Genomic DNA, 25,918 nt, shown 5'->3' on the forward strand with positions numbered 1-25,918 from the left:
GGTTAGGCTTTTTTGTTTTCACAGGCTGGAAGCCTATGCCACTGCTACTTTCACAGGCTGGAAGCCTATGCCACTACTCGGGACTGGTTAACTGTACGGACTCGAGCAATTGGGTCATCGCGTCGTGCTGCTTGGCGACCGCCTCGGCCGGTCCTTTCATCTTAATAAACAGCGGCCGCGGGGCGTCCGGTTCGACGACCACCACATCGATGGCCTCCGCCGGTTTGTCATCCGTCGACTCCGCCGAATCGGGCGGTGTGATCACCATTCGCCGCGCAGGCTGTCCGGCCACGGTCGTCTCGTCGACCGATTCCATGACCGCATCGACCATGGCGGCGTCGGCCGCGTCGCCGGCCACTTGGCCGGCCCACATCTGGACGTTGCTGCGCAGATCGCCGCCGGCACGGATAAACGTCACCTCCACGGCCTCGTCTCCTTCGCCGGCGTGCAGCGTGGCCAGCCGCATGCCGCCCCGTCGCCCCTCGGTCCAGCCCTCGGGAACGTCATACTGCAACTCCTCGCCGGCAGCGGATTCAGCGGCTTCCGGGGCGGGAACCATCGAGGCGTGCGGGTCCGCATCGCCGCCCGAAGCGGCCGTGTCGCCGCCGCGGCCCGCGCCGGCCATCTGCGACGGCCGGAACATCGGTGGGGTCATGCGCCCGCCGCCGCCGCCATCGCCTTCGGCCACCAAGTCGACCCACAGGGTGGTCGGGTCATCGCCAGCGGTTTCGTCCAGCGGTTCGGCGCCGGCCCAGCGGGTTTCCAGCGGCTCCAGGCCCATCTGCTGGCGCCAGCGGTTCACGTTGGCATTGACGTCGGCATCCCAGTCCGCCCTGCGGCCCAGCCGCGAGAGGGTCAGGGCGAGCTGGTTTTCTTCGGCATCGATCAAGGCTTTGGCAAAGGGGGCGAACGGGCCATCACCAGGCGAAACCTGCTGCCAAGTGTCGGGCCACTCGAGCACCGGTTGGCCGTCTTCGAACTGTAGATCCGCGACGAACTGGCGGACGTCTTCGGCCACCGAATCAACCGCCGTCTCCGGACCAGTTAGTTTGACGAACCAATTGGCACCGTCTTGCGGAATGATCGCGCCGAGCATCCGATTGGTGCTTTGCAGTTCCTCCGGAACGCGGCGGTCGATCGTGTAAACGCGCACCGGTTCGGGATCGCTGCAACCGGACAAAATCACCAAAGCACCGGCCGCGGAGAGGCACACAGCCCATTTCGCTGCCATGCCGCAATAATGTTTCTTCATGAGCACACTGCCGCGAAGGGCCAGTGGATGGGTTGTGGCTAGAAAGCCAAGGTGGGTGTTGGATCTGTCGTTAAGTATAAGCGGATGTCCCCCCGCCAGCGTACCCCGAGAGTTTGGGGGTGCGTCGGCATGCCGCATCGATCCGCTTGCCGCATCGTGTGCTTCTGTACCGTGCAACAATCTGTACCGTGCAACAATCGGACAGGTCCGATTCACACAGCACGGGCGATGACGTGAAAGCCGTACGAAAGCCGCGGCCGGAAAGATCGGCCGAAATTAATTTCGAGCCGCGCGGCGCCAGGGATCGGGCAGCGGTTTGAGCGGCTCGGTCGACGGCACAGCGACCGGTACCGCCGGCGGAGCGGCCTGCGCCGGAGCGGCCTGCGGCAGGCCTCCGAGCAACGCTTGTCCATCGCTCGGTTGACGGACATGGGCCGGTGGCGGCGGGGTGACACGCGAACGGGGTCCGGTCGCCGCGGGGTTTTCGGTGGGCTTTGCAGGTTTCCCAGATCCAGCGTGTTCCGGACGGGTGGCCAGCCGCCGATCGCCCTCGACCGCAGCCAGTTTCCGTTCCAATTCCGCCAGCCGTCCCTGGATCTGCCGGTTCTCTTCGGCCAAGGCGTCGGCCCGGTCCCGCTGCTGACGGAAATCGCTCAACAACCGCTCGGACTCACTGCGGCATTGTTCCAGTTTATTCGTGCCAAACAGTGCGCATCCCGGCGAACCAACTAGCAAAACGATAGCTAGCAAACCGTATTGAATCGCCGGGAACGGATACACCTTGCACCTCCATTGCAGCCGCGTCCTCGGTCGGTCGATTCGGGCGGCCCATCACCATTAAGCTTTGGGAATCCGCGAGCCCCACGAGCGGGAACTAGGGCGAATCAGGGTCCCAGACCGAACATGCCGATCAAGGCATCGGTCAAGCTGCTGACCGGCGAGGACAACTCGTTGTAACTCCACAGGTTTCGCATCAGATCCGTCACCAGCATCCCGCCCAGGCTCATCACCAACAGGATCCCCAGTAACGAAATCACACTGAGTGTGGAATACGGGACTTCGTAGGTCGGACGCAAGGCCACCGGTTCGGTTTGCGGGGCGGCCATGGGATCGACGGCCACCTGGTCCTCGGGGATGCCTTCCCCGGCGACCACCCCTTCGGCCACGACCTCGTCACCAAACGGGTCGCCTCCAAGGCCGCCTTCGCCGGGGGAAACCCCGACGCCGGCCAGATCGATGCCGCTGCCAAAGGCGTTGGAGTCTTCGACTTCGATGACCTGAGAATTACTGTCTTCTTCGACTTCGATATCGATTCCCGAGGGGGACAGTTGGAAATCCTCGTCGGCTTGGAAGTCGACCAGGGATCCGCTGCCACTGGCTCCGCTGCCGGGTCCGCCCGGGGCGCTGCTGCCGGAGCCTTCGATTTCGGCTCCCAGGTCCAGTGCGGAAATGCTCGATCCGGCCAGGTCCAACGGTTCGCTCTCCAGCGACAATCCGCTGTCGGAGGGACTCATCAGGTTAATTCCGCTGTCGCCGGCAATGGAAATATCGCTGCCGGCGCCGCCCAGGACGAGGTCGTCGTCATCGTCGTCGGCGATCACCAGGTCGTCATCGTCGTCCAGCGCATCATCCAGTTCCAACCCCGAACCGCCTTGGCCCAGGTCGGAACCGCCTTGGCCCAGATCGGATCCGCCGCCCATCAGCGAGGGATCGCTGTCGCCTTGAATCAGATCGCCCGCATCGCCGCTGCCACTGCTGGCCAACAGATCCAGCTCACTCAGCACATCCTGACCGTGCGAAGCGCCGGTGCCGGACAGTGAATCGGAGTTGGAGGTGGACAGTTCCAGGTCGTCGCCCAGCATTTCCAGGCTGCTGGTGTGGCCTTCCATGGGATCGGCCTCGAGCGACAGATCGCTTTGAATCTTGCTGGACGGTTCCGCTCCGGCTTCGGCCGCCGGAGGCAGCGTCGGATTGGTGCTGCCCTCTTTGGGTTCGCCGCCCAGATCCAGCATGCCCGAATCTTCGCCTTCGGGCGCCAGCGTCAGCTCGCCGGAATCGGCCAGGGAAAGGTTGTCGCTGTCCTGCGAGACCACTTCCACGCCGCCTTCGCGAGCGACCAGGTTGACGTCGCTGCCTTCGGAACCGACCGGTTCGTCGCCCAGCCCGACATCGCTGTCGTCTTCCCCGTCTTCCGGGGCCAGGCTCAAGTCGTCCGAGCCTCGATCGTCGCCGCCGATCACGCTGCTCTTGCCGCTGCGGATCGCCGACCCCACTTCGGGTTCGGAAACCAAACCGGAATCGCCGGGGCCCGCATCGTCGCCGCCGGCCACGCCCACGTCCGAATCACCCGCATCCAGCTCGCCGGCAGCGATTTCTTCGGCCACCCGCTCGATTTCACTCTCGGGAAACTTCCAACTGGCGCCGTCGCGAAAACCGCGAATCGCACCCTGAGAACGCAACTCGACCAGCCGTTCGTGAGAAACGCCCAGTCGCTGTGCAGCATCGTCGAGAGGCAGGTAATTCGTAGCCATACCGATGGCAACTCCAATATCGGATAAGACGAGCGGTAAGTCGCAGTTGCTAGCCCCAACCGTTCCGATTTCCCTGCTCGCCGCGGCCCTTAAGGACCGGTGACCCGCCGGATCTCTTCCGGCAGCGGTGCCACGGCGTTGTATTGAAATTGGAAATCCTGGTTGAGCTGGCGCGACCCCTTCAAAATGATTTGACCAGATCCATCTACATGATACACCGCCATCCATGGATGCGACGTATTGACCAAGGTAATTATTTGACCACCATCGCTCGCGGGCCTGGAGAATCCCATGAATTCCCCGGCAGCAGCGGTCGAAAACGGCGGCAAGCCCGCGGCCGGACCCGCCGCGACGGCCGCACGGGCCGGCGACCTCGCGGAGTCCAAACCCTGCTGGCCGCCGAAGCTTCCAGCCGGATCTGCACCCTGTCCGGTGGTCCAACCCTGCCAACTGGGGCAGAGCACGAACACCACGGCCGCCAACATTAACGGAGCCAAGCCCCGCCCACGCAACGATTTGTAATCCTTGCTCATTGTAAAACCCAAACCCCGCAGTTCAACAAAATTACCCAAACATCCTGAACAGACCGCCTGTCCGAGTCGCTGTGATCGCTCCAAGCGGCGCGATCCTAGGCCAGCGACGGCGGGGCCAGCAAGGGTGATCCGGGTGAGGCAATCTTTAACGATCCGGTCAAGTCGGGCGGTTGTCGCGGTCGATGAACCTACCCAGCGGGTCTTCGTCTCCGCCTCTGCATGCACCCAAACCCGATGGTGACAGCTATCTCCTACGCTCAATCCAATCGCCCCGGCGGTGCTTCCACCGCCCTTCGCTCGGTCGCCTCGCGGCTGGCCGGCGTGCTGTTGGCCGGCGTTTTTTACCTGGGCCTGTACCTGGTTCCCTTTGCGCCCGCCCAGCGGTATTTCCTGGGACACCCGGTCGCCGTCGGCGCGACGATCCTGTTCTGCATCGCGGTGGTCTCGCTGGCCGGCAAATGGATGGCCGTCCGCCGCCAGTGGCAACTGTGTCAACAGATCGACGACGACGTGCTGGCGCCCAACCCGGACACCCCGCCGCAGGCCTCGGCCGCCACGGGAGCCGATTCGGACGTCCGCGGCCTGTGCCAGCGGTGGCTGGATTCGCTGGGCCAGTTGCCCAGGGCCGCTCGTCACAGCCGTCTGGTCGGACGCCTCGAGGAATTGCTGCAGCGGCAGGTCCGCCGCGGCAATGCCCGCCAATTGGCCGATGACCTTCGCGAAGTCTCCGGCCGCGATGCCGACGAGGCCCACGATTCGCTCCAACTGGTGCGGATCATCGTCTGGGCGATCCCCATGCTGGGCTTTCTGGGTACGGTGATCGGGATCACGCAGACCCTGGGCGGATTGGATTTCAGCGACGGAACCGCCGCGGTGGATCGTCTGAAGAGCGGTCTGTATGTGGCCTTCGATACCACGGCCCTGGGCCTGGTCCTATCGGTCGTCGCGATCTTTCTGCAGTTCCCGGTCGAGCAGGCCCAGCAGCGGTTGCTGGCAACGATCGATCGGCGGGCCGGCGAACTGCTGGCAGCCCATCTGCCCGATCCGGCGGTCGACGGCGTTTCGCACCAGATGACCAGTCTGTGCGAAGGCGTCCTGAACGCGGTCAAGCAATCCCTGGGAACGCAGGCCGAACTGTGGCGAGAAACCATCGACGGGGCCCACCAACACTGGCAGACCGTCGTCGCGGCCACCGGCACCGAACTGAGCGACTCGATCGGCCAAGCCATCGGATCGGCGCTCTCGCCAGCGCTGTCCAGTCACACCAGCGAACTGCAACAGATCCAGCAACAGGGCGTCGACGCGATCGACGGCCGCTGGCAACAGTGGCAGTTGGCCCTCAGCGACAACGCCCGCATCCTCTTGGCTCACCAGCAGACTCTGGTGCGGCAAGCCGAACTGTTGGCCGACAGCCAGTCGCGAGCCGAAGAGCTGGTGGCATTACAGAGAAGCCTGGATCAGAACCTCCAGCGGCTGGAGGCGACCAATCGCGTGGTCGAGCAATCGGTCAGCACCGCCGGCGGTGCCGAAGGCGTGGCCGATGCGGTCCGCATCCTGGCCCGCGCCGTGGACGTGCTCTCGGCCCAGTTGCCCACGCCGCCCAAGGCCGGCACCGATGCCAACCTTGCCGCTCACCACGGACGTGCTGCATGAGCGGCCGACGTCGCGCCACGCTGTCGCCCAGTCTGTTTCCCTTCCTGGCGGTGTTGGTCTGCACCCTGGGAACGCTGATCCTGTTCCTGGCTCTGGTGGCTCAGAAAGCCGAACAGACCGCGCAGCAGGCGGTCGAGGATCCCGATGCGCCACCGCCAGTGGAAGAATTGGTCGAACAGCAGCAGTGGAAACGCGAACGACTGATCGCGATCCGCGATGCTCAAACGGCCGATCTGAAGGAGCGCAGCAGCCAACTGACGCACATCGAAGATCACATCCGGCGGCTGCGCGATCAACTGCAACAGCTCCGCGAGGAAACCGCTGCGGCGGCCGAGGACAGTGACCTCGACCCGCACGCGCAACAGCAACAGATCGTGTTGCTCGAACAACAGATCGACGCGGAGAAAAAGCGACTGGAGGAGCTGCGCGAGCAGGTCAGCGGCCGGCCGCCGCGCGTGGTCATTGTCCCGCACCAAGGTCCCAACGGCACCGACCAGCGGCCGATCTATGTCGAATGCACCGCGGACGGTTTGCGGCTGCAACCCGAGGGCGCGTTCATTTCCAAACTGCAGGTCGAATCGGCTCGCGGTCCGGCCGGCGGCAACCCGCTGGACGCAGCCCTGCGAACGATCCGTTACCACTGGCAACAGACCGACCCCGACGGCCCGGCGCCCTATCCGTTGTTGATCGTGCGTCCCGATGGGATCGAAACCTACGCCGCAGCCCGCGCGGCGATGCAGCGTTGGGACGACCAGTTTGGGTACGAGCTGGTGCCGGGCGAAGTGGAATTGGCGTTCCCCGAACCGAACGGCCAGCTCCGCGAGCGCGTCGATGTGGCGATTCGTGAAGCGGTCGCACGCCAGCATGCCAATCTGGCCGCCGCCTCGTACACCCGCACCCGGTTGTCGCAGCTGCGAAAAAACGCACCACGCGTGCTCTCGGCGGCCGACCTGGCTCGTTCCGATGGAGCCGCCGGCGCCGGCCCGCGATACTTCGGCCGTCCGGTCGACGATTCCACGCCATCGCGTCACGGCAGCATCGCCGGCAGCGACATCCACGACTTCGACGAAGCCTTACGCGCGACCGCTCGGCAATCGGCTGACGGTCGGACCGATCCCGAACAGAACGCTGCGGGGTTGAGCGGCCCCGGGTTCGCCGCGGGCGGTGCCGGGTTCGGCGCGGGCGGTGCCGGGTTCGGCGCGGGCGGTGCAGATTTCGGCGCGGACGGTGCAGATTTCGCCAGCGGCGACAAAGCGGGCCGCGCATCGCCGGGCGAGCGCGACATGGCGTCCTCGAGCCATCGCCCTCGAACCAATCCGCTGGCGCTGGGCTCGTCGACGGGCTCGCCCACCGCCGCCGACCATCAAGGCGGCATAGGACGCGGTGAAACGGGACACGGTCAGATGGGACGCGGTGAGATAGGACGCGGTGAGATGGGACTTGCGCCGCCCGCCAACGCCCCGCAGACAACCGACCGGGCGGATGCAGCCGGCGGCCAATCCAGCGACGTTCCGGCCAGCGACGGTCCGGCCAGCGGCGATCCGGCCGGCTCGATCGCAGCGGGCCGCCCGGGGCAAGGCCGCTTGGATGCGGCGGGCCAGATCGACGGCAACAGCCAAGGTCCCAGCGACGCCCAGCAAGGGGCGAACCTGGCCGGAGCGCAAGGTGGTTCCGGACACAATGCGATGGGCCAAATGGCGACGGCCGCGCCGCAGCAAGCGGCGCCCCGCCCTGCCCTGCCCCAATCCACCGATGGTGCTTCGCCCGGCAGCGGGCAAGCGGCCGGCCGGCAGCCCACGCTGCGCCGGGGCGGCCGCGACTGGGCTCTGCCGGCTTCGGCACGCGGCCGGGGGACGACGATCGTGCGCGGCGTGAACGTGGTCTGCGAACCCACGGCGTTTGTCCTGCTGGCCGATCAGGCCGGCGGCCAGCCACAGCGGTTTGAATTCCACGATGGTTTTGTGGACCGCGCGGCCATGGAACTGGCCACCGCGGTGCACAGCCGCGTGGACAGCTGGGGTGTGGCGATCGCCGGCGGACGCTGGCAGCCGGTCCTGCGCGTGCAGGCCGACCGCACCAGCGAATCCCGGTACCGCCAGCTGCGCACCCTGCTGCAGGGCAGCGGCCTGGAACTCGAGCGGAGGTAGGAATCGAACATGGCTACGCGTCGCAAACGATCCAGTGTCGAGATGGGCCACGATGCCTTTCTGGACATCGTCGCCAATCTGGTCGGCATCTTGATCATCCTGGTCGTCGTGCTGGGCACCCGCTCGCAGCAGGTCGCCCAGGAAATCCAGGCTCGCACCGAGGTCAGCGACGAGGACCTCTCGCACTTGGCCACCGAAACGACTCGTACCCAAGCGGCCCAGGTCGCCTCGCTGCAGCTGGAACAGCAACTTGCGCAGATCGACACGGAACTGCTCAGCCGCAAACACGAACGCGCCGTGCTCAGCGACATGCTGGCGGTCGCACGCGACCAGTGGCAACAGCAGCAAGCCGAACTGGACCAACAGCGGCAGGCGGCCGTGCAATTGGTTTCCACGCGTTCGAGCCTCGAGAACCAGCTGAAACAGTTGCAGGCCGAAAGCGGTGCTCTGGCCGCAGCCGAGACGCCGGTGGTCGCCGTGGAACACCTGCCCACGCCGATGGCCAAGACGGTGTTCGGCGAAGAGCTGCACTTTCGCTTGAAGGACAACCGCTTGTCGGTCGTGCCGGTCGAGCGGTTGCTCGAGCTGATCCGCGAAGATTTCAAGCGAGGTCTGAACGGTCGCGAGGGCACGACCCGTTCCGAAGTCGGACCGATCCAGGGTTATACGGCCCAGTACGAAATGGATCGCAGCCGCGGTGCGGTCTCCAGCGGCGGCCGCGTCGGCATGGCCACGCGGATCGAGTTGGTGGGGTTGCTGATCGAACCGCTCCGAGAGCCCTACGGTCAGAGCATCGAGAAAGTGCTGAGCGGCCAATCGATGCTGGACGTGGAACTGGCCGGTCGCAATCCGGCCACGACCACGATCACCGTCTGGGTGTATCCGGACAGCTTCGCCGGTTTGCGACGATTAAAGGAACACCTCTACGCCCGCGGTTTTGCCACCGCCGCCCGGCCGCTGCCGATGGATCATCCGATCACCGGCAGCCCCCAAGGGTCACGGTCTGCTGCGCAGTAGTTGTTGGTTGTTAGTTGATGGTTGTTAGTTGTTAGTTGTTAGTTGATGGTTGATGGTTGATGGTTGATGGTTGATGGTTGATGGTTGTCTTCAACGACGATGTTGGCGTTCGGCGCAGCCGTTTACGTAACGAATGAAGCCATTGAGGATGCGAATGGCCTCCTCGACTTCGGCGCGTCGGATCGAATGCTGCTCCGTCGTGATGTACGACTCGTCCAGCGCCGTATGGTAGTGCTCGATGGTTTCGTAAAGAGAACCTCGAGCCTGACGCAGGAACTGAAGGTTTTCGCGATGGTGATGGCGGCCATAACCTTCGGCGATGTTGGCGGTCACCGATCGAGACGCTCGGAGCATCTGATCCACCAAACGGAAACGCTCGTTGCCGGGAAGGGTTTTGCAAAACTTCGACGCTTCGCACCGGATCCGCCGTGCCGCACGGTAACACTCCAGCTCCTCAAAACTATTCACGCCCCTTGCCCCCAACTAACAACCAACAACCAACAACCAACAACCAACAACCAACAACCAACAACCAACAACTAACAACTAACAACTAACAACCAACCCCTACCGCCCTGTCTCCTCATAGATCGGCAGGTGCCGGTAGAACACTTCCAGGCTTAACAGGTTCATCGTGGTGACGTACACGCGGCCGGCGTGCACGCTCCAACGATCGGGCACTTCGCCCAGCGGTTCCCAGCTGCCGGCGTTCGGGCCTTCGCGAACCTGGGAATCGATCAGGGTGGGATTGAGGGCCTGATTCCAGTTCTGCCAGTGCTGGCCGCCCATGTGAAACATCACCTGCGTGGCGTAGTACCAGTAGTACGTATCGCGGCGCGGATTCTCGGGCGTACCGATGGCCGGCAGGGACTGGGCCAGATAATCGGCCCCGGACTTCATCGCCGGATGGTCGCGACGCCAGCCGCCGTACATTCGCATCAGCATGCCCACGGCGGTCATGGTCCGGGTGGGTTGGCGGCCGTGTCGCTGTTGGGCGTTGACCGGAGCGTAGGGGTTGTAGCGGTATCGATCCGCGCGGCCCACGCCCGCCTGGGCGGCTTGCAACCATTGCTGCACGCCTTCGTACGTTGGATCGGGCACCTCCAATCCGGCCAACTCGCCACTCTTCAGCGCCATCATCATCCATCCGCTGACGCTGGTGTCGCTGCTGTTTCGCGGTTGATAGCGCCAACCGCCCCGGGTGGGATGTTGACTGGCGACAATAAAATCGATCGATCGCTGAGCGGGTTCGCGGAGCTGGGGATCTTGCGTCATGCCGTAGGCTTCGCACAGGGCAAGCGCGGCGATGCCATGGCTGTACAACCACACGTTGCGGTTACTGACCGCATCTTCGGGCAGAAACAGATCGCCGTCGGCCTTCTGATGCTCCAGCAAAAAGTCCAGTCCTTTGGCGACCGTGCTGGCGTACTGGTGTTGCCGGTGGGTGTAGCCCGCGCCTTGAAACGCCAGCAGGCTCAGGCCCGTGGCCGCGGTATCACTGCGCAGCAGAACCCGTTCGCCGGGATGTTCCAGCGACCAGCGACCGTCCTCGTGCTGGTAGCGTTCCAGGAATTCCAGTCCCCGTTCGATGGCTTCTTCGGTCTGCGGTCCGACCATGCCGTCGGGGGCGGGAGCGGCCGAGCCGGCGGTCCGCATGACGCGGCGTTCGAACGACTGGACGGCGGCCACCTGACTGCCCGCCGGCCGGATCGGGCCCCCGACCTCGCGGCGACGCAGCGGCGTGCGGCCGAGGTCCAGCGCGGCGACGTGGGGCATGTTCGGCGTGCCCGGCAGACCCGCTCGCTCGACCGCGCGACGGGCCAAGCCGGCCGGACCCTCGACCGCGGCGATGTCCAGCGGCAGAGGAACCCCGGTCACCGGAGCGGCCGCGGCGGGAGTGTCCATGGTGCGGCGGGCCAAACCGCCGCTGTCGGCCCGGGCCGGAGCATCGTCCACGGTCCCGCTGCCAGCGGATGCACCGGAGATAGCCGCAGCCAAGCTGGGCGGGCCGGTGGGCAGCCGAGGAGCATTGACGCGGCTCTGGCGAGCACGGCCCGCAGGGCCACCGGTCTGCCCCGGACTGACCTGCGGCATTCCGGTCTGCGGCACAGGCGGTCCGGTGGCGGCACCGCTGGAAGCCAGGTCGCTGTGGGGCGGCGCGGGGCCGGCCTGCCCCAGTTCGCTCAGCGAGCTGCCCAGCGCCTCGGTGGCACGGCTGTGCACGGTCGATTCGCGGCGCAGCAAACGCGTCGCCTCGGCCGCCCGGCGAGCGACCGCCACGCTGGGCGCCGTCGGGGCGGCGCCGGCCGGCGGCAGCACCTCGCTGGTGCGGCTCGGCCGACGCGGCTGGGCAGCGGCCGACATGGCCAAGCGCGGCAACTGCTGTTGCTGGCGATGCTGGACCTGTTGCTCGCTGGCCGTGGGCTGGGTCTGCGGCTGGGGCGTGGGCACGTCCAGGGCCGCGCTGGCCGAACGCGCCCGTTGAACCCGCAAATCCTGGCGCTGCCGCGCGCTATCGTTGACGGTTTGGCTGGGCGCCACGTCGGGGATGTCGATCGGCGTATTGGTCTCGGGCATCACCGGCGCGTCGCGACGGGCCAGCTGCGACGGTTGGCTATCGGGCGAGGGCATCGTTTCGGCCGCTTGCTCGCGCTGGATCAACTGCGGACGAAGCTCGGGCTGGTGCTGCGGCACCTCGGTCGGCATCTCCAGTTGCACCGACGTCCGCTCCATCGGCGGCAACTCGCGCATCTGCTCGGGCACCTCCTTGGCCGCCGTCTCCACCTCGATCGGTTTGGCCCAGTCGGGCTGCTCTTCGGCCGGTCGGTGGTGCTGGAACACCTGTTCCGAAACCGTGCGTTCGATCGGCGTGCGTTGGGGCTCGGTCCCCGAGAACGGATCCGGCCAGTAGCGGCTGAAGATCACCACGTTGACGGCCACGATCAACAGCAACAGGTGCACGAACACACTGACCAAAAAACCGATCTCGACCGATCGCTTGAAAACCTTTCCGGTCAATTGGTGCAGCACCAGGGCCGAGACCAGCACGCCGCCGGCGACCAAGCCGATGTAGGTCCAAGCGTTGTACAACCACCGCGGGTCATCGAAGCGGAGCTGGGTGGCGGCCATGTAGATCACCAGCCCCCCCAGGGCGACCAGGGCCAGGTCGACCGGCCACATCCGCTCGCCGGCCTCGCTCACCGCGGGTCGTCTGCCTGTTGCCGGGTATCGCTGGTCTGCGGGAGGTTTGCTCATTACGATCCGCCTCCCGGGCCTTCCTGGGTGGTGACCGAGTAATCGCTGACGCCGGTGCGGTTGCACAGATCCATGGCGTTGACGACCGGCTGGAACGAGACGGCTTTGTCGGCTCGGATCACCACCGATTGGTTGGTCGGGTTATCGGCCACCGCTCGCCGCAGCAGTCGTTCGATCTCGGCCAACTCCATGGCTCGGCCGCCCACGTAAGACTGGCCGGCGGCATCGATATCGATCACGAACTCCTTGGCCGCGGCGGTCATCGGGCTGGCCGTCGTGGCGTTGGGCAGGACGATTTCCAGCCGCCGCTCCTGTTCTTCAAACTCGCTGGTCACCAGAAAGAAGATCAACAGCAGGAACACGACATCGATCAACGGGGTCAGGCTGAGCGTCGAAGCGGCTTGGGATTTTTTGATCTTCAGCGCCATCGCAGCCTACCCCTTATCGGCCAGCGTCGGTTGATTGCCGACCCGGCCGCCCTTGCCTTGATGGTTGCCGGTCCGCGGGGCGTTGCCCGGCGGGGGCGGCGGCTGGGCGCCACTTTGCAGGGGCCGCAGGCCGCGAACCGTATCGAAGCGCATGCGTCCGTGAAAGCGTTCCAGGCCCGGCGCGATCGCAAAAGCCAGCTCTTCGATCCGGTGAAACAATCTGGTCAACCGGTTCTCCAAGTACTGAGCCATGATCGCCGCCGGGATGGCGACGATCAAACCAGCCAACGTGGTCACCAGCGCCGTATAGATGCCTTCGGACAATTGTTCGCTGCGGCTGCGGTCGGCCGTCAGCGCGGTCGATTCGTGAAAGGCCACGATCATTCCCCAGACCGTTCCCAGCAGTCCCATCAGCGGTGTCGCGGCGGCGGCCAGGTTCAACCACCGGATCGGGCCGCCGTAATCGTCGACGGCTCGCTGGGCCGTGTCGGTCGCCGCCCGTTCGATCTCGCCCAGCGGTTGGCCGGTGCGCTGGAGCATGGCCGAGATCACGGTGGCGGCCGGCGAAGGGTACTGCTGGCAAACATTGTAGGCCGCCTGCGGATCGAACTGTTCGATCGGCTCGCGAAGCGTATTCAGATGGCGAACCAGGCGTTTGGGGATCACCCTCCGGCGCCGCAAACTGATCAAGCGTTCGACCGACAAGGTCACGACCAACAACGACATCACCGCGATCGGAATCATGAACTTGCCGCCGCTGCCGATCAGGGTCAGCAGGTCGATCCCGCTGGGCTGGGCCTCGGCGCCCGCATCGGGCGGAATGTTGTCGGCCGGCTCGGGTCCCTCGAGCGCTTCGATCGCCGAGGCGTCGATGGGCACGTCCTGGGCCACCGAGGCCTCGGGGGACAGCATCGCCAGCGTCAGGACGACCGCGCACACACCGATCCAACAGAACAATCCGCGCGGGGACACCCAGCCACACGGGGATACAGCACTGCGACAGCGAGCAAAAAGGTCTCTCAAAGCAATCTCACTTTCCGGCGCGAGCCCTCTGGCTCAGGCGCTGCCAATCGGTGGGTTCGGATGGGATCGTTCGCCGGAGCCAACGCCCTACAATCGTCGCAGTACTTGAAGCCGTTCCTGAGCCTTGGGGGCCAGTTCGTGCTGGGGATGTTTCTCGACCACATACCCAAAGAACTGCCGTGCATATTTAATGGCGTTTTCCCGTCGCGAGCCGCTGGTCGACTGGATCAATAGTTCCGCACAGCGACCGGCTTCGTAACCGCTCTTGGCTTGCCAATTCTTGATGCCCGGCGGCGCTTTCTCGGCGCCGAAGCCGTACATCACGCGTTGGAATTCGGGGATGGCCTTGGCCAGTTCGCGGCGACCAAAGTACACCTCGCCCATCATGAACCGGCTGCGAGCGGCCGTTTCGTCGCGATACTTGCCGGCCACCTGAGCGTACAACTGCAGGGCCCGCTCCTCCTGGCCCAATTGCTGGTGAGCATAGGCGGTTTGAAAGAACACCTGCGGCAGGTAGTCGGAATTGGGAAAGCGTTCCCGGAGGGCGTCGAGCCACTGAATCGACTGTTCCCACTGCTCCAGCTGGCCCAGGCTCTGGCCGCCGTGCAGGTAGACCAATTCGCGAATCTGTTGTTGATCCGGATCGGTGATCTTGTCGGCGTTTTCGTCAGCCGCTTCGATTCGCTGGCGAGCCGCCCGGAAGTACTCCATCGCCGCTTCGTAGCGATCCAGCTTGAACCGCGACTCGCCGGTCATCAACAGCGCGTCGAGCACCAGATTACCTTGAGGATGCTCGCTCGCCTGCTGGCGAAACACCGCCTCGGCCGCTTCGTAGTCGGGGATCCGGTACAGGGACCAACCCTGGTTGTACAGCCCTTTCTCGGCCAGCTCGGGATCCTCGGTCAAGGCCGCCGCCCGGCCGAAGAAGTTCGCCGCCGCCTGCCAATCCTCCGCTGCGTAATGTTGTTCGGCGATAAAGTAATTGGCTTCGGCGGCCAGCGGATGCTCGGGGTAGCGTTCGATCAATTGTTCGAAGTACTCGACCGCCTGGTCGCGTTTGCCGGATTCTTTCAGTGCCCAGGCCAGGTCGTACAGAACACGCTCCATGGCGTCGTAGTCGGGCACCTGCTGGACCAGTCGCTGGAGCACCTCGGCCGCTTGGGCCGGCCGCTCCCGCTGCAGTTCCAACTGGGCCAGCTCGTACAGGGCGTGGCCCAGGGCGTTGCCTTCGGCGTTTCCGTCGATGATCTCGCGGAGCTGCTGTTCGGCCGGATCCATCTGTTCCATCTTCCGCAGCGTCACGCCGTAGGCCAGCTGGGTTTGTTCGCGAAGCGGATGTTGTTCGTACTGGTCCAGCATCCGTTTCAGCAGCGGCCGAGCCTCGTCGGGTTTATCCTGCTGCAACAGGCTCCAACCTTTGTTGTACAACGCATAGGGTATCAGACCGGGATCGTTGTCACGTTGGAGGATTTTGCTGTAGGCCGCGACGGCCGCGTCGTAGTCCTCGTTACCGGCGGCCTGTTGACCGATCCGAAACAGCGCCTGATCGGCCATCCGCCGCTGGGGATACTGTTCGATCAATTGCCGCCACGTGGCTTCGGCGGCGTCGCTATCGCCGGCCGCCTGCTGGGCTTGGCCCAACAGCAACAGGGCTTCGTCGCCCTTGGTCCACTGCGGTGCCAGTTGTCGGCTGGACTGGAGCGCAGCAATCGCTTGTTCGGGAGCATCGGAAAACAGCTGGCTGGCACCGATCAGGAACGAAGCTTCGGCGCGCTGTAGATCGGTGTCCAGCGATGCCTGCTGGGCCTCGGCCAACTGGATCGCCTGGTCGTACTGACGGGCCAGGTACGCCGCGGTGATTCCGCGCAGGGCCCACACGCTGCGCTGCGGGTTGTCAGCGGCGGAGTCGAGCAAGCGTTGGTAGGCGGCCGCGCTATCGGCGTGCCGGCCGGCCAACAATTTCGCTTCGGCATCGATGTAGCGAACGTCGGGCGCGAGCGGGTCCTGGGCAAAGCGTTTCAGGAACTCACCGGCCAGATCGACCGCACGCTGCAGCTTACCGGACTGCAGGGCCGCAAAGGCCGCGTTGTAGAGCGCTCGCGGAGCCAGCGGACTGGAGGGATCCTCGCGGTACACCGCCGCGAACAGATCCAACGACTCGGCCGCCTTTTCGGGGATCAAAGACATCGCTTCGGCCCGGTCCAGTTTCAGGTTCAGGGCGTACGGTCCCTCGGCACCACGCTGCAGCTGCGCGGCCGCAATGCGTTCGGCCGCCGCCGCATCGTCTTCGCGCAGGGCGATCTGCACCAACCAGTGCGCCGCCTCGGTGCTCTCGGCGAGGCTGTCTCCGGCCAGGACCTGTTCGAAGCGTCGGCGAGCCGTGTCGATGTCGCCGGCGATATAGGAGCTCTGCGCCGAAGCCAGGATCGCGGCCGCGGCGTATCGCGAGTCGGGATGCTGGGCGATGACCTGTTCGTAAACCTCGGCTGCCTGCGCCGAGCGATTGGCTTGGGCCAGCGCAAAGGCCTGACGGAACCGCGCGTAAGCCGCGTTCTCGCCGCCCTCATCAGCCGCCTTGGCCAACACCTCCGCGGCCGCGTCGTTCTTCTGCTGGAGGATCAACAGGTCGCCCATCCGCACGCGGACTTCCTGGGCCAGCGAAGCGTCGTCCTGGCCGCAATCGTCGAGCAACCGCTGGTAGGAGCGGATCGCATCGTCGTAGGCTTTTAATTCTTCTTGCGCCACGCCGCGGGCGTACAGCGCATCGCAGCGGAGCGGACTCTCCGACGCCTTGGGCAATCGCAGCAGCGAGTCGTAGAACACGATCGCGCGCCGGGCGTTACCCAGCCCGTAGGCCGCCTCGCCGCTGAAGAAGTACGCCTGATCCAAAAACTCGCTTTTGGGGAACTCTTGGGCCAGCCGCTTGAAGGTGGCGATCGTCGCCTCGAGCAGCTCCGCATCGCGGCGCTGGCCCGGATCGACGCCCTCGCCCGAAGCGGCGTACAGGCACCAACCGCGGTTGGCCAAGCTCTCTTCGCGCAGATCGTACTCCGAATGCTTCAGGGCCCGTGCGAAGGCTTCGGCCGCAGCCCGATAGTCCGCCGGCTCCTTCTGCATCAAACACACGCCCAGGTAATGCGCCGCCTTGGGTGCCAGCGGGTCCTCGGGATATTGATCCAGGAATTCCTGCCACGCTTCGACCGCCAGCTCCATCGCGCCGTTGGTCTGGAAATTAGCCGCATCGGCATACTTGGCGATCGCCGCCTCGCTGGACTCGTCCTGCGCCCGCAACGGATGCACCCCGCCAGCGGTCCACCACACGAGGCCGACGAGCACGACGGTCAAACACTGTTTGGCCGAATACGGCATCTGCATCACGTCCCTTCCTCTACAGATAGTTTTCATTCTCGAATGCGTCCAACACCGACCTCCGGGCCGGACAAACGGACGCTTTCAGTCTACCGGTCAAGGTGAAAAACGAAAAGCTTCAATTCCCCGGCCACCATATCGAACAGGCAAGCGGCAAGGATTTGAGACAACCCCAGCGGGCGATCAACCGAAACAATAAGCAGCGAGGCGGACCGAACCATGGGGCGGCCCGCCGCGTAAAGGCTCGCCGGGGCCCTTGTCATGGGAAGCCACCTCGCGGGAAACTGCTGCGGGCGGCCTGTCGATGGATTGAGCCGTTTAGGCGCTAGCCTCGGTTTCGTCACCGCAAAACCGGGGCTATCGCCCAAACGGCTCAGAACAGCAAGGCGTTTTCGAGTTAACCGACAGGCCGTCGCGGGCCGTCGCAGCCAGCCCACTTGCCCCAATCACCCTCATCCTCATCCTCCGTCGACTCGCCCCACGCTGACGCTTGCGGCCAGTGCAGCACGCCCCCACAAAAAGGATCGCCACGTGAAGACTTCCCTGGTCACCGGAGGATCCGGATTCATCGGTTCGCACCTGGTCGAATCCTTGCTCGAGCGCGGCGACCGCGTGGTGGTCGTCGATGACCTGAGCACGGGCAAGGCCGCCAATTTGGACGCTGTGCGAGACCACCCCCAACTGGAATGGGTCGAGGGCACGATCGAGGACGAATTGCTGGTCAATCGCTTGGTCGACCAAGCCGACGAGGTGTATCACCTGGCCGCCGCGGTCGGCGTCGCCCTGATCGCCAAGCAGCCGATTCAAACGATCGAGCGGAACGTGTATCCCACCCAGCTGATCCTGAATCGCTTGGGCCAACGGGTGAAGGCCGGCGCGGACGTGCTCTGTTTTCTGGCCAGCACCAGCGAAGTGTACGGCAAGAACCCCAAACCGTTCTGGTCCGAGGAAGACGACCTGGTCTTCGGCTCGACGACCAAGGCGCGGTGGAGTTACGGCGTCAGCAAAGCGATCGACGAGTTCCTGGCTTTGGCGTTCTACCGCGAACATCGTTTGAAAGTCGTCGTGGGCCGCTTTTTCAACGTGGTCGGGCCGCGACAAACCGGCGCCTACGGGATGGTCCTGCCGCGTTTTGTCGAAGCCGCCTTGGCCGGCAAGGCCCTGACCGTGCACGACGATGGCCATCAAGAACGCTGCTTTGCCCACGTCAACGATGTGACCGGAGCGGTGATCGATCTGGTGGCCAACGACGACTGCATGGGCCGCGTGTTCAACATCGGCAGCGACCAACCGATCTCGATCCTGAACTTGGCCAAGCGTGTGCAGGCCCGCGTCAATCCGTCCAGCGCGATCGAGTTCCAGTCCTATGCCGACGCCTACGATGCCGACTTCGAGGACATCCGCCGCCGCGTTCCCGACCTCAGCCGGATCCATCAGGCGATCGGTTACCGGCCCACTTACGACCTGGACGCGATCATCGACGCGGTGGCCGCCGCCTATCGCTAGCGGCCAAACCTGGGCAGGCGTAATTCTGCATCGCCGCGACGATGCTCGCGGAGACGGTTTCGATCACGCGATGCTTTACCGCACCCGCAGCGTCTGCTGGGTGCGGATCGGCGCGGCGCCCTGGCGGCGGATCCGATCGATCTGAACCCGGTACGTTCCCGGCCGCAGGTCTTCGATCGGGAACTTGTAGGTACGCTGCCCGCCTGGCAGAACCCAGCGATGATATCCCGCTTGTCGCTGGATCGATTCGCCGCCGGGCCCTTCGAGACGAATGTGCAGATGGGGCGTCACATGCCGCGTGCCCTGATTCTCCAGGGCCAGCTGCAGCACCGCCGCGGAAGGTTCCGCGGGGGTCAGCCGCAGCGGCCCCAGCCGAACCGCATCGGCAACGGCCTGCGGGTCGTCGCCGGGCGAATCGCTGGGCGGTTTGCCCAGCCAGGCAACCGGCAGGTACTGCGTCCCGCGCGAGGCGGTGTGTTGGCCCACCGCCTCGACCGATAGGTGCGCATAGCGATCGGTTTGGAGGGCCGGCGGGCCGCCGGTGCCTCCGACCTGCAGGGCCACCATGACGTTGCGACGTCGTCCGGCCTGCAGCGTCAATGTTTGGGGGCGAACCTTCAACCACGGGACCACTTCGCCGTTTCCATCGATCGGCCGTAGCCGGATCGCGATCGGCTCGGTTCCCTTGTTCTCGAGGCTCAGCGGCAGCATGCGACTGCCGCGGCGGAGCGTCGATAGTTCGAGCTCCGGCGGCTGGATGTCCACGGCCTTCAGCACGCGGGCAACGACGCTCCGCTGGGCCGGGAATTGATCTTCGCTCACCGCGAGGGCAAACTCGGCGGATTCCAAACGCTGCGTCCCCTGATGCAGGGAGACCTGCAAGCGGTACTCGCCGGCATACACCGGATCGGGCAGACGTCCCTGCAGGACCACCTGACTGCTGGGCAGCACGATGACCTCGCTGCGTTTGCCCTTGGGCTGGTTGGCTCGCACGGGCAACCCCAGCGGGATGCGGTCCATCACGACGCGTCCGTCGGCGTCCAGCAAACGGCCGCGAGCTTCGAAGCGTTGGCCGGCGCCCACCGGATTGGACACCAGGACCTGAGCGTGGGCGAACCCGTCGCGGTCGATCAAGCGGCCGCCGGTCAGGCGCACCGCGACTTGGGGCCGCACCTGGCGGATGTCGGCTTCCACACGCAACAGGTACCGGGTCACAAAACGAACCCCCATCTGCGGCCGCTGGTCGCTGCCAAAGGCCGACTGGTCGGTGCGATCGGTCACCAATAGGCCGACGGCGTAAAACTGGCCGGCACCGGCAGGCAAGGTCCACGTGCCTTCGATCGTCGCTTCGGATTGCGGCACCAGGTCGATCCGCGAGGGCGTCGACAAGCGGACGAGCCGCGGCACAGCGGCTCGTTCGTCGACCGTGATCCGGCCGTCGCGATGCTGGACCAGCGACACCGGCTGGACCTCCAGATGCAACGGTTTGTCACTGCTGTGCAGCCGAAACCGAAAAGTGATCGTCTGGCCGGGACGGGCTTCGCGACGATAGGCCAGCGGTTCCATCCGAAAGGTCGGCCGAAAGACTGTGCGAACCGAATCGGGCTGGGAACGCGGCGGTTCAGCGTGGACTGTCGGCGCGATCGTCGCTGTCCAGCAGAGCAAGATCCCCAGGAAAGCCCCCGTGTTCATACCCATCGGTCATTCCGTCGTGGAGAATATGCGGTGTGATAAAGATCGCGACCTCGGCTTCCTGATCGCGGCGTTCGATGCGTTGAAAGATGCGGCCCACGTAGGGCAGGTTTCCCAGGACGGGCAGTTTGTTGATTTGGTCCACTTTCTGCCGCTGGGTCAGCCCGCCGATCACAATCGTCTGGCCGTCCTGGACGTGGACGGTCGTAGCCACCCGGCGTCGGTTGATCACCGGATAACGGTCGTAGGCGTTGCCCTGCGTTTCGGCACTGCGGATGTCCTCGCTGACCTCCGCTCGTTCGATGTGAACGGTCACGTTGGGGTCGCGAATCGCCGGCGTCAGCTCCAGCATGATGCCCGAATCGACCTTCTGAACGTCTTGACGAAATACCATCCCCGAGACGTCCGGCTGGACGCTGAAGAAGGTCTCGCGGCCGATATGAATCTCGGCTTTCTTGCCGTCCTCGGCCATCACCCGCGGCGCGGCTCGAATCTTGACGTACCCCTTCTGCTCCAGGGCTCGCAGCAGGACGCTGGTAAAGCGAAAATCATTCAGCTGGGTGTTGAATCCGGCCGGACCGTAGTGACCGGCGATGCCCAGACCGTCCAGCGACATCGTGGCGGCGTCCAGCCCGTCCAACGTCACACCGTGCTCGACGTCGAAACCAAACCGAAAGTTGGCTTCGGGACTGTAGACACACACCAACACCTCGAGAATCACCTGCGGGATCGCATGGTCCAACTGCTGCAGTTCGCGGAGGATCTGATCGGCCAATTGCCGCGGGGCCTCGATCACCAACCGCCCGCCCTGGTCGACGGTGCGTACGAACGGCAGGTGACGGGCCGGCAACTGCTCCGCTAGCGCTTCGGGCGTGCGGTGCTGGGCATGGTAGATGACGCGCTCCGAAAGATACGGAAACAACGCCGATTCGGGATCGGCCAACCCGACGTAGCAATCGTCGCCCTCGTGCCGATGCAGGTACCCCAGCGGCAGCAGCAGCTTCCGCAGCGCCGCCCCGAACGGCTCCTGATCCACCACCGCCGTGACATGCCCCCGCACCTGGTCGTCGACGATCACCGCCACGCCTGCCTGTTCGGCCAACGACTGCAGGGCCTCGCGCACGTCCGTCTCCATGAACACGTCGCTGACCGGGCGCGACGCCGCTCGAGCGGTCGGGGTGGACGTGTCGGCACGGGATGTGGGAATGGGCATGCCGGGCGCCAGTTCGATCTCGCCGGTCGCCGGCGAAGGCAGCGCGTGCGCTGGAACTTCGTCCCAGCCGCCGTGATTCGAAAGCGGTCCGCCGCTCCGCGGATGGGTGACCGTGATCGGCGGATCGAGATCCGGATGGTGAAAGGCGACCCTGCGGACCGTGGCGCCCTGCGTTGCCGAGGATGTCGCCGCCACTGGTGGCAAACGACGAGGCGACGAGCAAGCGGCTGGGCGAGGCAAAGCATCCGGGCGAGGCAAAGCGCCCGGGCGAGGCGAAGCAGCAAGAGAATGGTGGGCCGAGGCGGGCCGGCGAGTCGGGACGGTCGCGCCGAGGTACTCGATGCGAGGCCCGTCAGGTCTGGACGCCGTGCGGTCGGCTGGAAACCGTGGCGTTCGGCTCCGGGGCTGGCCGGCGAACGACGGCCGATGCGGGGCGGTCTGCTGTCCGGCCGGAGCGGGCAGGCCCGGCGAATCCACCGATCCCGAGGCCTCGGCAACCGCGCCGGCCAAGTCTAGGGGGCGGTGGCGATCGACGGGGCGGTGGCGATTGGCTTGTGTCCAGAAGGTGCAACCACATACGCCGCACAGCACGCAGGTCAACGCGAGCGCAGGAACGACGGTTATTCGTAATCTCTTCATGCTACCCACTCCACTGGCGATGGGGTCCATCCGGTCACGATCATCGAAGCGGCCTAATTGGCCGTGATCGTGCCGTAGACCGTCGTGCAGTAGGTACCGGGAATCAGCGTGCCCGCATTCCCAGAATCAAACGATACGGTCAGTTCCAGTTCGGCGTTGCCCGGGCCGCTGGAGCTGGCCTCGACCTGAGCCGTCAGATCCGGGACCACCAAACTGATGTCGGACTGGTCGCTGGGCGTGTCGACGGTCCAGTTGGCCGCGGCGTCGGACGAACGGATGGCCAGGGCCAAATGCACGTCGCGGGTACTGACCGGCAACACGTTGTGAACGAAACCGGTCAAGGTTTTGAAAACGACCGTCGCCCCATCGGCGTCGTTGCACAAGACGTTGAAGGTTTGCGGCGCAAACGGTTTAACACCGGCCGTCCCGTCGTGGATCAAGTAAATCGGACCGTTGGGGCACAGCAGCCCCAGCGAGGCCTGAACGGTCGTGCAGAATTCCAGCGAAGCCGCAGTCTGGGCATTGGCGGGCTGGAAGCTTGCCAACGCGATTCCTAGCCACAACGCAATCGTCATCCGACGCATTGAATGCCCCACCGAGATATACAGAGAAGGAAGTACGGAATTACTTCTCGAGTTGCCCTAGTCGACCGCCTTCGGCTTCAGCTAGCCCGAACGGGAGACCCGGTTACTCCCCGAAACGGCCTCCCGCTTCTGTTTTCGGTCATTCGTCTCGTTGACATCACCGTTTTTTTTCGCTCAACGGAAATCGTATTCGGGATTGGAAATATCGAAATCCGGGTCGCCCAGGCCTGGATTGACCTTCAGCCGGACGTAGGAGTACTCCTCTTCCAACACGGGCTGGCCGCCGGGCTGCTCGGGCCAGGAATAGGACTCGTAGCGGATCGGTAGGTTGTGTTGCTTGTCGAAGTAGACGCGGGCGCGGTGGAAATCGAAATGCTCGCGGCGCTCGGGATGCACCACTTCCAACATCGTGCACTCGACGTCACCGATGCGGGCGTCGCGGTAGAACTGGACCTGGCATTCTTCGTAGCGGCGGTGGCGATTGCCGGTTTCGATCAACTTCTCGACCAGGTTTTCGATGCCGATTTCGGTGATCGGATAGCGTTGGCCTCGCATGGCCAGGTAGCCGTGGGGATCGAGGTGGACGTTGATCATGCCTTTCAACCCCGACTCGTGCACGATCATTTTGCCTTCGTTCTCACCCTCGACCCAGATCACTTCGCGGCCCCGGACGTCGGACGGTTTGAGAAACTTCAGATACACGCTCAGCGGCGTTTTCAGGTCCCCATTGGCATCCGTTTTGCGATTGCGGACCTTGACCTGGGCGTACTGCAGGGGCGGCAACACCCCGTCGACCCGGCAACGCTTGACGAACAGGGCCGTGTAGCCATGCACGTTGTTTTGGATGTGCTGGAGGCTGGCCTGGGCCATGGCCAGGGCCGGATCCAACGGATGCGATTTGGTTTTCGGCTCGGGCACGCGATTCAGCATCGTCGTGCGGGCCACCGGTTCGACCAACTGGGGCGTGGGAGCCTGGGCCGCCGTGGCCAGCGGTATCGCCACCCCAAAGACGAGCACAACGAGACGAACGGTTGGGTGAATCTTGGCAGGCATGGTCCATTCCTCCAGCTGTCACGGTGAAACCTCTAAGTGAGGCGAGCGGACGTTAGCAAAAACCTTGACTTCAACACCATGTGAATCTGCGGAGAAAAACGATGGGTTGCCACGATCGGTGCAGAGCTGTTAGTGCGTATCACACTCGCTGTCGAAGGGCGGTTCCTGCGACGCCTGTTCCCGCTACGACCGGAGCGACCCTGCGATGATTCTTCCCAACCACGACACGTCCGCCCCGCCGATCGGCGGGACGGTTGCCCCTGGTTTCGAAGCGGTTCGCACCGCGTTTGAAGAGAATTTTCGTCGCGGTGGTCCCCAGGGCGCCGCCTGTGCGGTCTACCATCGCGGCCGCAAAGTGGTCGATCTGTGGGGCGGCTACCAGGACATCGAACGCCGCGTTCCCTGGACGCCCGAGACGCTGACGTTGACCTTTTCGGTCACCAAAGGCATGGCCGCCGCCGCCATGGTGGTCGCCCTGGACCGAGGCCTGTTCCAGCTCGATGCGCCGGTGGCCGATTACTGGCCGGAGTTCGCTCGAGGCGGCAAACACGCCATCACGGTGCGGCAATTGTTGGCCCATCAAGCCGGTTTGATCGGCCTGGATCGGCAGCTGGATGCGGCCATCCTGGCGGACCCGCAGCGGCTGGCCGTGCGGTTGGCCGACCAGCGACCGCACTGGACGCCCGGCGAACGCCACGGCTACCACACCGTGACGCTGGGCTGGTATCAGAGCGAACTGCTGCGGCGAACCGACCCGGCCGGTCGCTCGGTGGGCGAGTTTTTTCGCGACGAGATCGCGGAACCGTTGGCGGCGGATTTTCTGATCGGTTTGCCCCAGGACGTCGACGAGTCGCGGCTGAGCCGGATCGAAGGTTTTCACCGGGTGGCCATGCTGGCTCACCTGCACGAGCTGCCGCCGCGGATGGTGCTGGCCGGCGCCTGGCCTCGGTCCTTGGTGGCCCGCTCGATCCGCACGCTGCCGCTGAACAATCCGGCGCATCTGGCCGATTCGCCGTTCCGCCACGTCGAAATCCCCTCGGCAGGCGGCTTCGGCACGGCCCTGGGAATCGCGCGCGTGTACGACTGCCTGGTCCGCGGCGGCGCCGAACTGGGTCTGGGCCCCGCCACCCGAACCGTCCTGCACGCCCCCTCCACGCTGCCCGGCAGCGGCCTCGAAGACGCCATCCTCAAAATTCCCACCTGCTATCACCTGGGTTTCTCACGCCCCAGCGACGGCTTTCCCTTTGGCAGCGATGCCACGGCCTATGGTTGCCCCGGAGCCGGCGGTTCGTTCGGGATGGCCGACCCCCAGCAGGAATTGGCCTTTGCCTTCGTCACCAACAAGATGGGTTTCCGGCTGTTCGACGATCCCCGCGAGCGGGCCGTCCGCGAAGCCTGCTACCGCTGTCTCGGCGCCGCCGCCCCAAAGCGCATCGCCGCCGTGGCATAGGCCACCAGTGGCACAGGCTTCCAGTGGCATAGGCTTCCAGCCTGTGAAATCCCCCGGTAGCCAAACTCACCAGAGTTTGGAGAGATTAGTCGTAGCCGAACTCGCCAGAGTTTGGAGGGTGAGATCTGAGATCTGAGATTTGCTGACTCCGGCGGAATCTATGTACGAATAGAATCTTTTACTCCCCTCTCCCCCGAAGCCTGGCGAGCCTAAGCGAGTCAGGCTTCGGGGGAGAGGGGTTGGGGGTGAGGGGGACCAGCAGAGCAGCACCACCACTTCCGCGTCTCGATGCGGTGCGGGAATCGGAAAGGCGTACGCAAACAAGCATTCCGTTGCACCCGAGCCCCCTCACCCCCGGCCCCTCTCCCACCACGGCTTCACTCGCTGACGCTCGCGGCGCCGCGGGGGAGAGGGGAGAAAACGATTCTTCTCATACATAGATTCCGCCGGAGTCAGAAGATTTGGTATCTGCGTACGATCCAAACTCACCACTCACCACTCGCCACTCACCACTCGCCACTCGCCACTCAACCAACAACCAACAACCAACAACCAACAACCAACAACCAACAA

18 protein-coding genes are annotated in these 25,918 nt (G+C 64.7%); 5 read left to right on the plus strand and 13 right to left on the minus strand.

Translation table 11 applies throughout. From position 1 onward, the window contains the following. Nucleotides 1-73: 73 nt before the first annotated feature. The 4 genes from GE027_RS03820 to GE027_RS03835 all read right to left on the minus strand — a co-directional run bounded on the left by GE027_RS03820 (nucleotide 74) and on the right by GE027_RS03835 (nucleotide 4,355). A complete protein-coding gene (locus GE027_RS03820; protein ID WP_153555859.1) occupies nucleotides 74-1,252 on the minus strand; it encodes a hypothetical protein in 1,179 nt (392 codons plus the stop codon). Between the two features lie 276 nt (nucleotides 1,253-1,528). Next, on the minus strand, nucleotides 1,529-1,909 hold the full coding sequence (locus GE027_RS03825) for a hypothetical protein (RefSeq protein ID WP_153555860.1): 381 nt from the start codon (nucleotides 1,907-1,909) through the stop codon (nucleotides 1,529-1,531). 227 nt (nucleotides 1,910-2,136) lie between these two features. Next, nucleotides 2,137-3,783 carry a helix-turn-helix domain-containing protein gene (locus GE027_RS03830; RefSeq protein WP_153555861.1) on the minus strand — a complete coding sequence of 549 codons (1,647 nt, stop codon included), beginning with the start codon at nucleotides 3,781-3,783 and terminating at the stop codon, nucleotides 2,137-2,139. 89 nt (nucleotides 3,784-3,872) lie between these two features. Continuing rightward, nucleotides 3,873-4,355, minus strand: coding sequence for a hypothetical protein (locus GE027_RS03835; protein WP_162006561.1), 483 nt, complete (start codon nucleotides 4,353-4,355; stop codon nucleotides 3,873-3,875). Nucleotides 4,356-4,550: 195 nt separating this feature from the next. Here GE027_RS03835 and GE027_RS03840 point away from each other — a divergent pair, with 195 nt between their 5' ends. Genes GE027_RS03840 through GE027_RS03850 form a run of 3 tightly spaced genes read left to right on the plus strand, consistent with a single transcriptional unit; the run spans nucleotide 4,551 to nucleotide 9,133 of the window. Next, entirely contained in the window at nucleotides 4,551-5,969 is a 1,419-nt protein-coding gene (locus tag GE027_RS03840) for a MotA/TolQ/ExbB proton channel family protein (protein ID WP_162006562.1), read from the plus strand. After that, nucleotides 5,966-8,116: a hypothetical protein gene (locus GE027_RS03845; RefSeq protein ID WP_153555864.1), complete on the plus strand. Its 2,151-nt coding sequence runs from the start codon at nucleotides 5,966-5,968 to the stop codon at nucleotides 8,114-8,116. The genes GE027_RS03840 and GE027_RS03845 overlap by 4 nt, the downstream gene beginning before the upstream one ends. A 9-nt stretch (nucleotides 8,117-8,125) precedes the next feature. After that, nucleotides 8,126-9,133, plus strand: a complete 1,008-nt coding sequence (locus tag GE027_RS03850; protein ID WP_153555865.1) for a hypothetical protein — start codon at nucleotides 8,126-8,128, stop codon at nucleotides 9,131-9,133. 90 nt (nucleotides 9,134-9,223) lie between these two features. Here GE027_RS03850 and GE027_RS03855 read toward each other — a convergent pair whose 3' ends face one another. The 5 genes from GE027_RS03855 to GE027_RS03875 all read right to left on the minus strand — a co-directional run bounded on the left by GE027_RS03855 (nucleotide 9,224) and on the right by GE027_RS03875 (nucleotide 17,214). Continuing rightward, complete coding sequence (locus GE027_RS03855; RefSeq protein ID WP_153555866.1) at nucleotides 9,224-9,601, minus strand: four helix bundle protein; 378 nt, start codon at nucleotides 9,599-9,601, stop codon at nucleotides 9,224-9,226. 99 nt (nucleotides 9,602-9,700) lie between these two features. Further along, a complete protein-coding gene (locus GE027_RS03860) occupies nucleotides 9,701-12,388 on the minus strand; it encodes a prenyltransferase/squalene oxidase repeat-containing protein (RefSeq protein WP_153555867.1) in 2,688 nt (895 codons plus the stop codon). Beyond that, nucleotides 12,388-12,816, minus strand: coding sequence for an ExbD/TolR family protein (locus GE027_RS03865; RefSeq protein ID WP_153555868.1), 429 nt, complete (start codon nucleotides 12,814-12,816; stop codon nucleotides 12,388-12,390). Before GE027_RS03865 ends, GE027_RS03860 begins: the two co-directional genes overlap by 1 nt. A gap of 6 nt (nucleotides 12,817-12,822) precedes the next feature. Then, on the minus strand, nucleotides 12,823-13,755 hold the full coding sequence (locus tag GE027_RS03870) for a MotA/TolQ/ExbB proton channel family protein (RefSeq protein ID WP_237607245.1): 933 nt from the start codon (nucleotides 13,753-13,755) through the stop codon (nucleotides 12,823-12,825). A gap of 171 nt (nucleotides 13,756-13,926) precedes the next feature. Next, nucleotides 13,927-17,214 (minus strand): tetratricopeptide repeat protein, encoded by a 3,288-nt coding sequence (locus GE027_RS03875; RefSeq protein WP_162006563.1) that lies wholly within the window; start codon nucleotides 17,212-17,214, stop codon nucleotides 13,927-13,929. Nucleotides 17,215-17,739: 525 nt separating this feature from the next. Between GE027_RS03875 and GE027_RS03880 the strand changes: the two genes are divergently transcribed. Continuing rightward, nucleotides 17,740-18,714, plus strand: a complete 975-nt coding sequence (locus tag GE027_RS03880) for an NAD-dependent epimerase/dehydratase family protein (protein WP_237607246.1) — start codon at nucleotides 17,740-17,742, stop codon at nucleotides 18,712-18,714. 75 nt (nucleotides 18,715-18,789) lie between these two features. On the opposite strand, the gene GE027_RS03885 is transcribed toward GE027_RS03880, so the two are convergent. From GE027_RS03885 to GE027_RS03900, 4 genes are all read right to left on the minus strand, one after another. Further along, nucleotides 18,790-20,412: a fimbrial biogenesis chaperone gene (locus GE027_RS03885; RefSeq protein ID WP_153555871.1), complete on the minus strand. Its 1,623-nt coding sequence runs from the start codon at nucleotides 20,410-20,412 to the stop codon at nucleotides 18,790-18,792. Further along, the gene (locus GE027_RS03890) at nucleotides 20,336-22,258 is read right to left on the minus strand and encodes a type II secretion system protein GspD (RefSeq protein ID WP_153555872.1); all 1,923 of its coding nucleotides are present in this window, start codon (nucleotides 22,256-22,258) and stop codon (nucleotides 20,336-20,338) included. The genes GE027_RS03885 and GE027_RS03890 overlap by 77 nt, the downstream gene beginning before the upstream one ends. 53 nt (nucleotides 22,259-22,311) lie before the next feature. Continuing rightward, the gene (locus tag GE027_RS03895) at nucleotides 22,312-22,833 is read right to left on the minus strand and encodes a hypothetical protein (protein WP_153555873.1); all 522 of its coding nucleotides are present in this window, start codon (nucleotides 22,831-22,833) and stop codon (nucleotides 22,312-22,314) included. 183 nt (nucleotides 22,834-23,016) lie between these two features. Then, nucleotides 23,017-23,895 carry a DUF1571 domain-containing protein gene (locus GE027_RS03900; protein ID WP_153555874.1) on the minus strand — a complete coding sequence of 293 codons (879 nt, stop codon included), beginning with the start codon at nucleotides 23,893-23,895 and terminating at the stop codon, nucleotides 23,017-23,019. 205 nt (nucleotides 23,896-24,100) lie between these two features. On the opposite strand from GE027_RS03900, the gene GE027_RS03905 reads away from it, so the two are divergent. After that, nucleotides 24,101-25,345, plus strand: coding sequence for a serine hydrolase domain-containing protein (locus GE027_RS03905; RefSeq protein ID WP_153555875.1), 1,245 nt, complete (start codon nucleotides 24,101-24,103; stop codon nucleotides 25,343-25,345). The last annotated feature ends 573 nt before the right edge of the window (nucleotides 25,346-25,918 follow it).

This window comes from Roseimaritima sediminicola, from assembly GCF_009618275.1.
GTDB classification, from domain to species: domain Bacteria; phylum Planctomycetota; class Planctomycetia; order Pirellulales; family Pirellulaceae; genus Roseimaritima; species Roseimaritima sediminicola.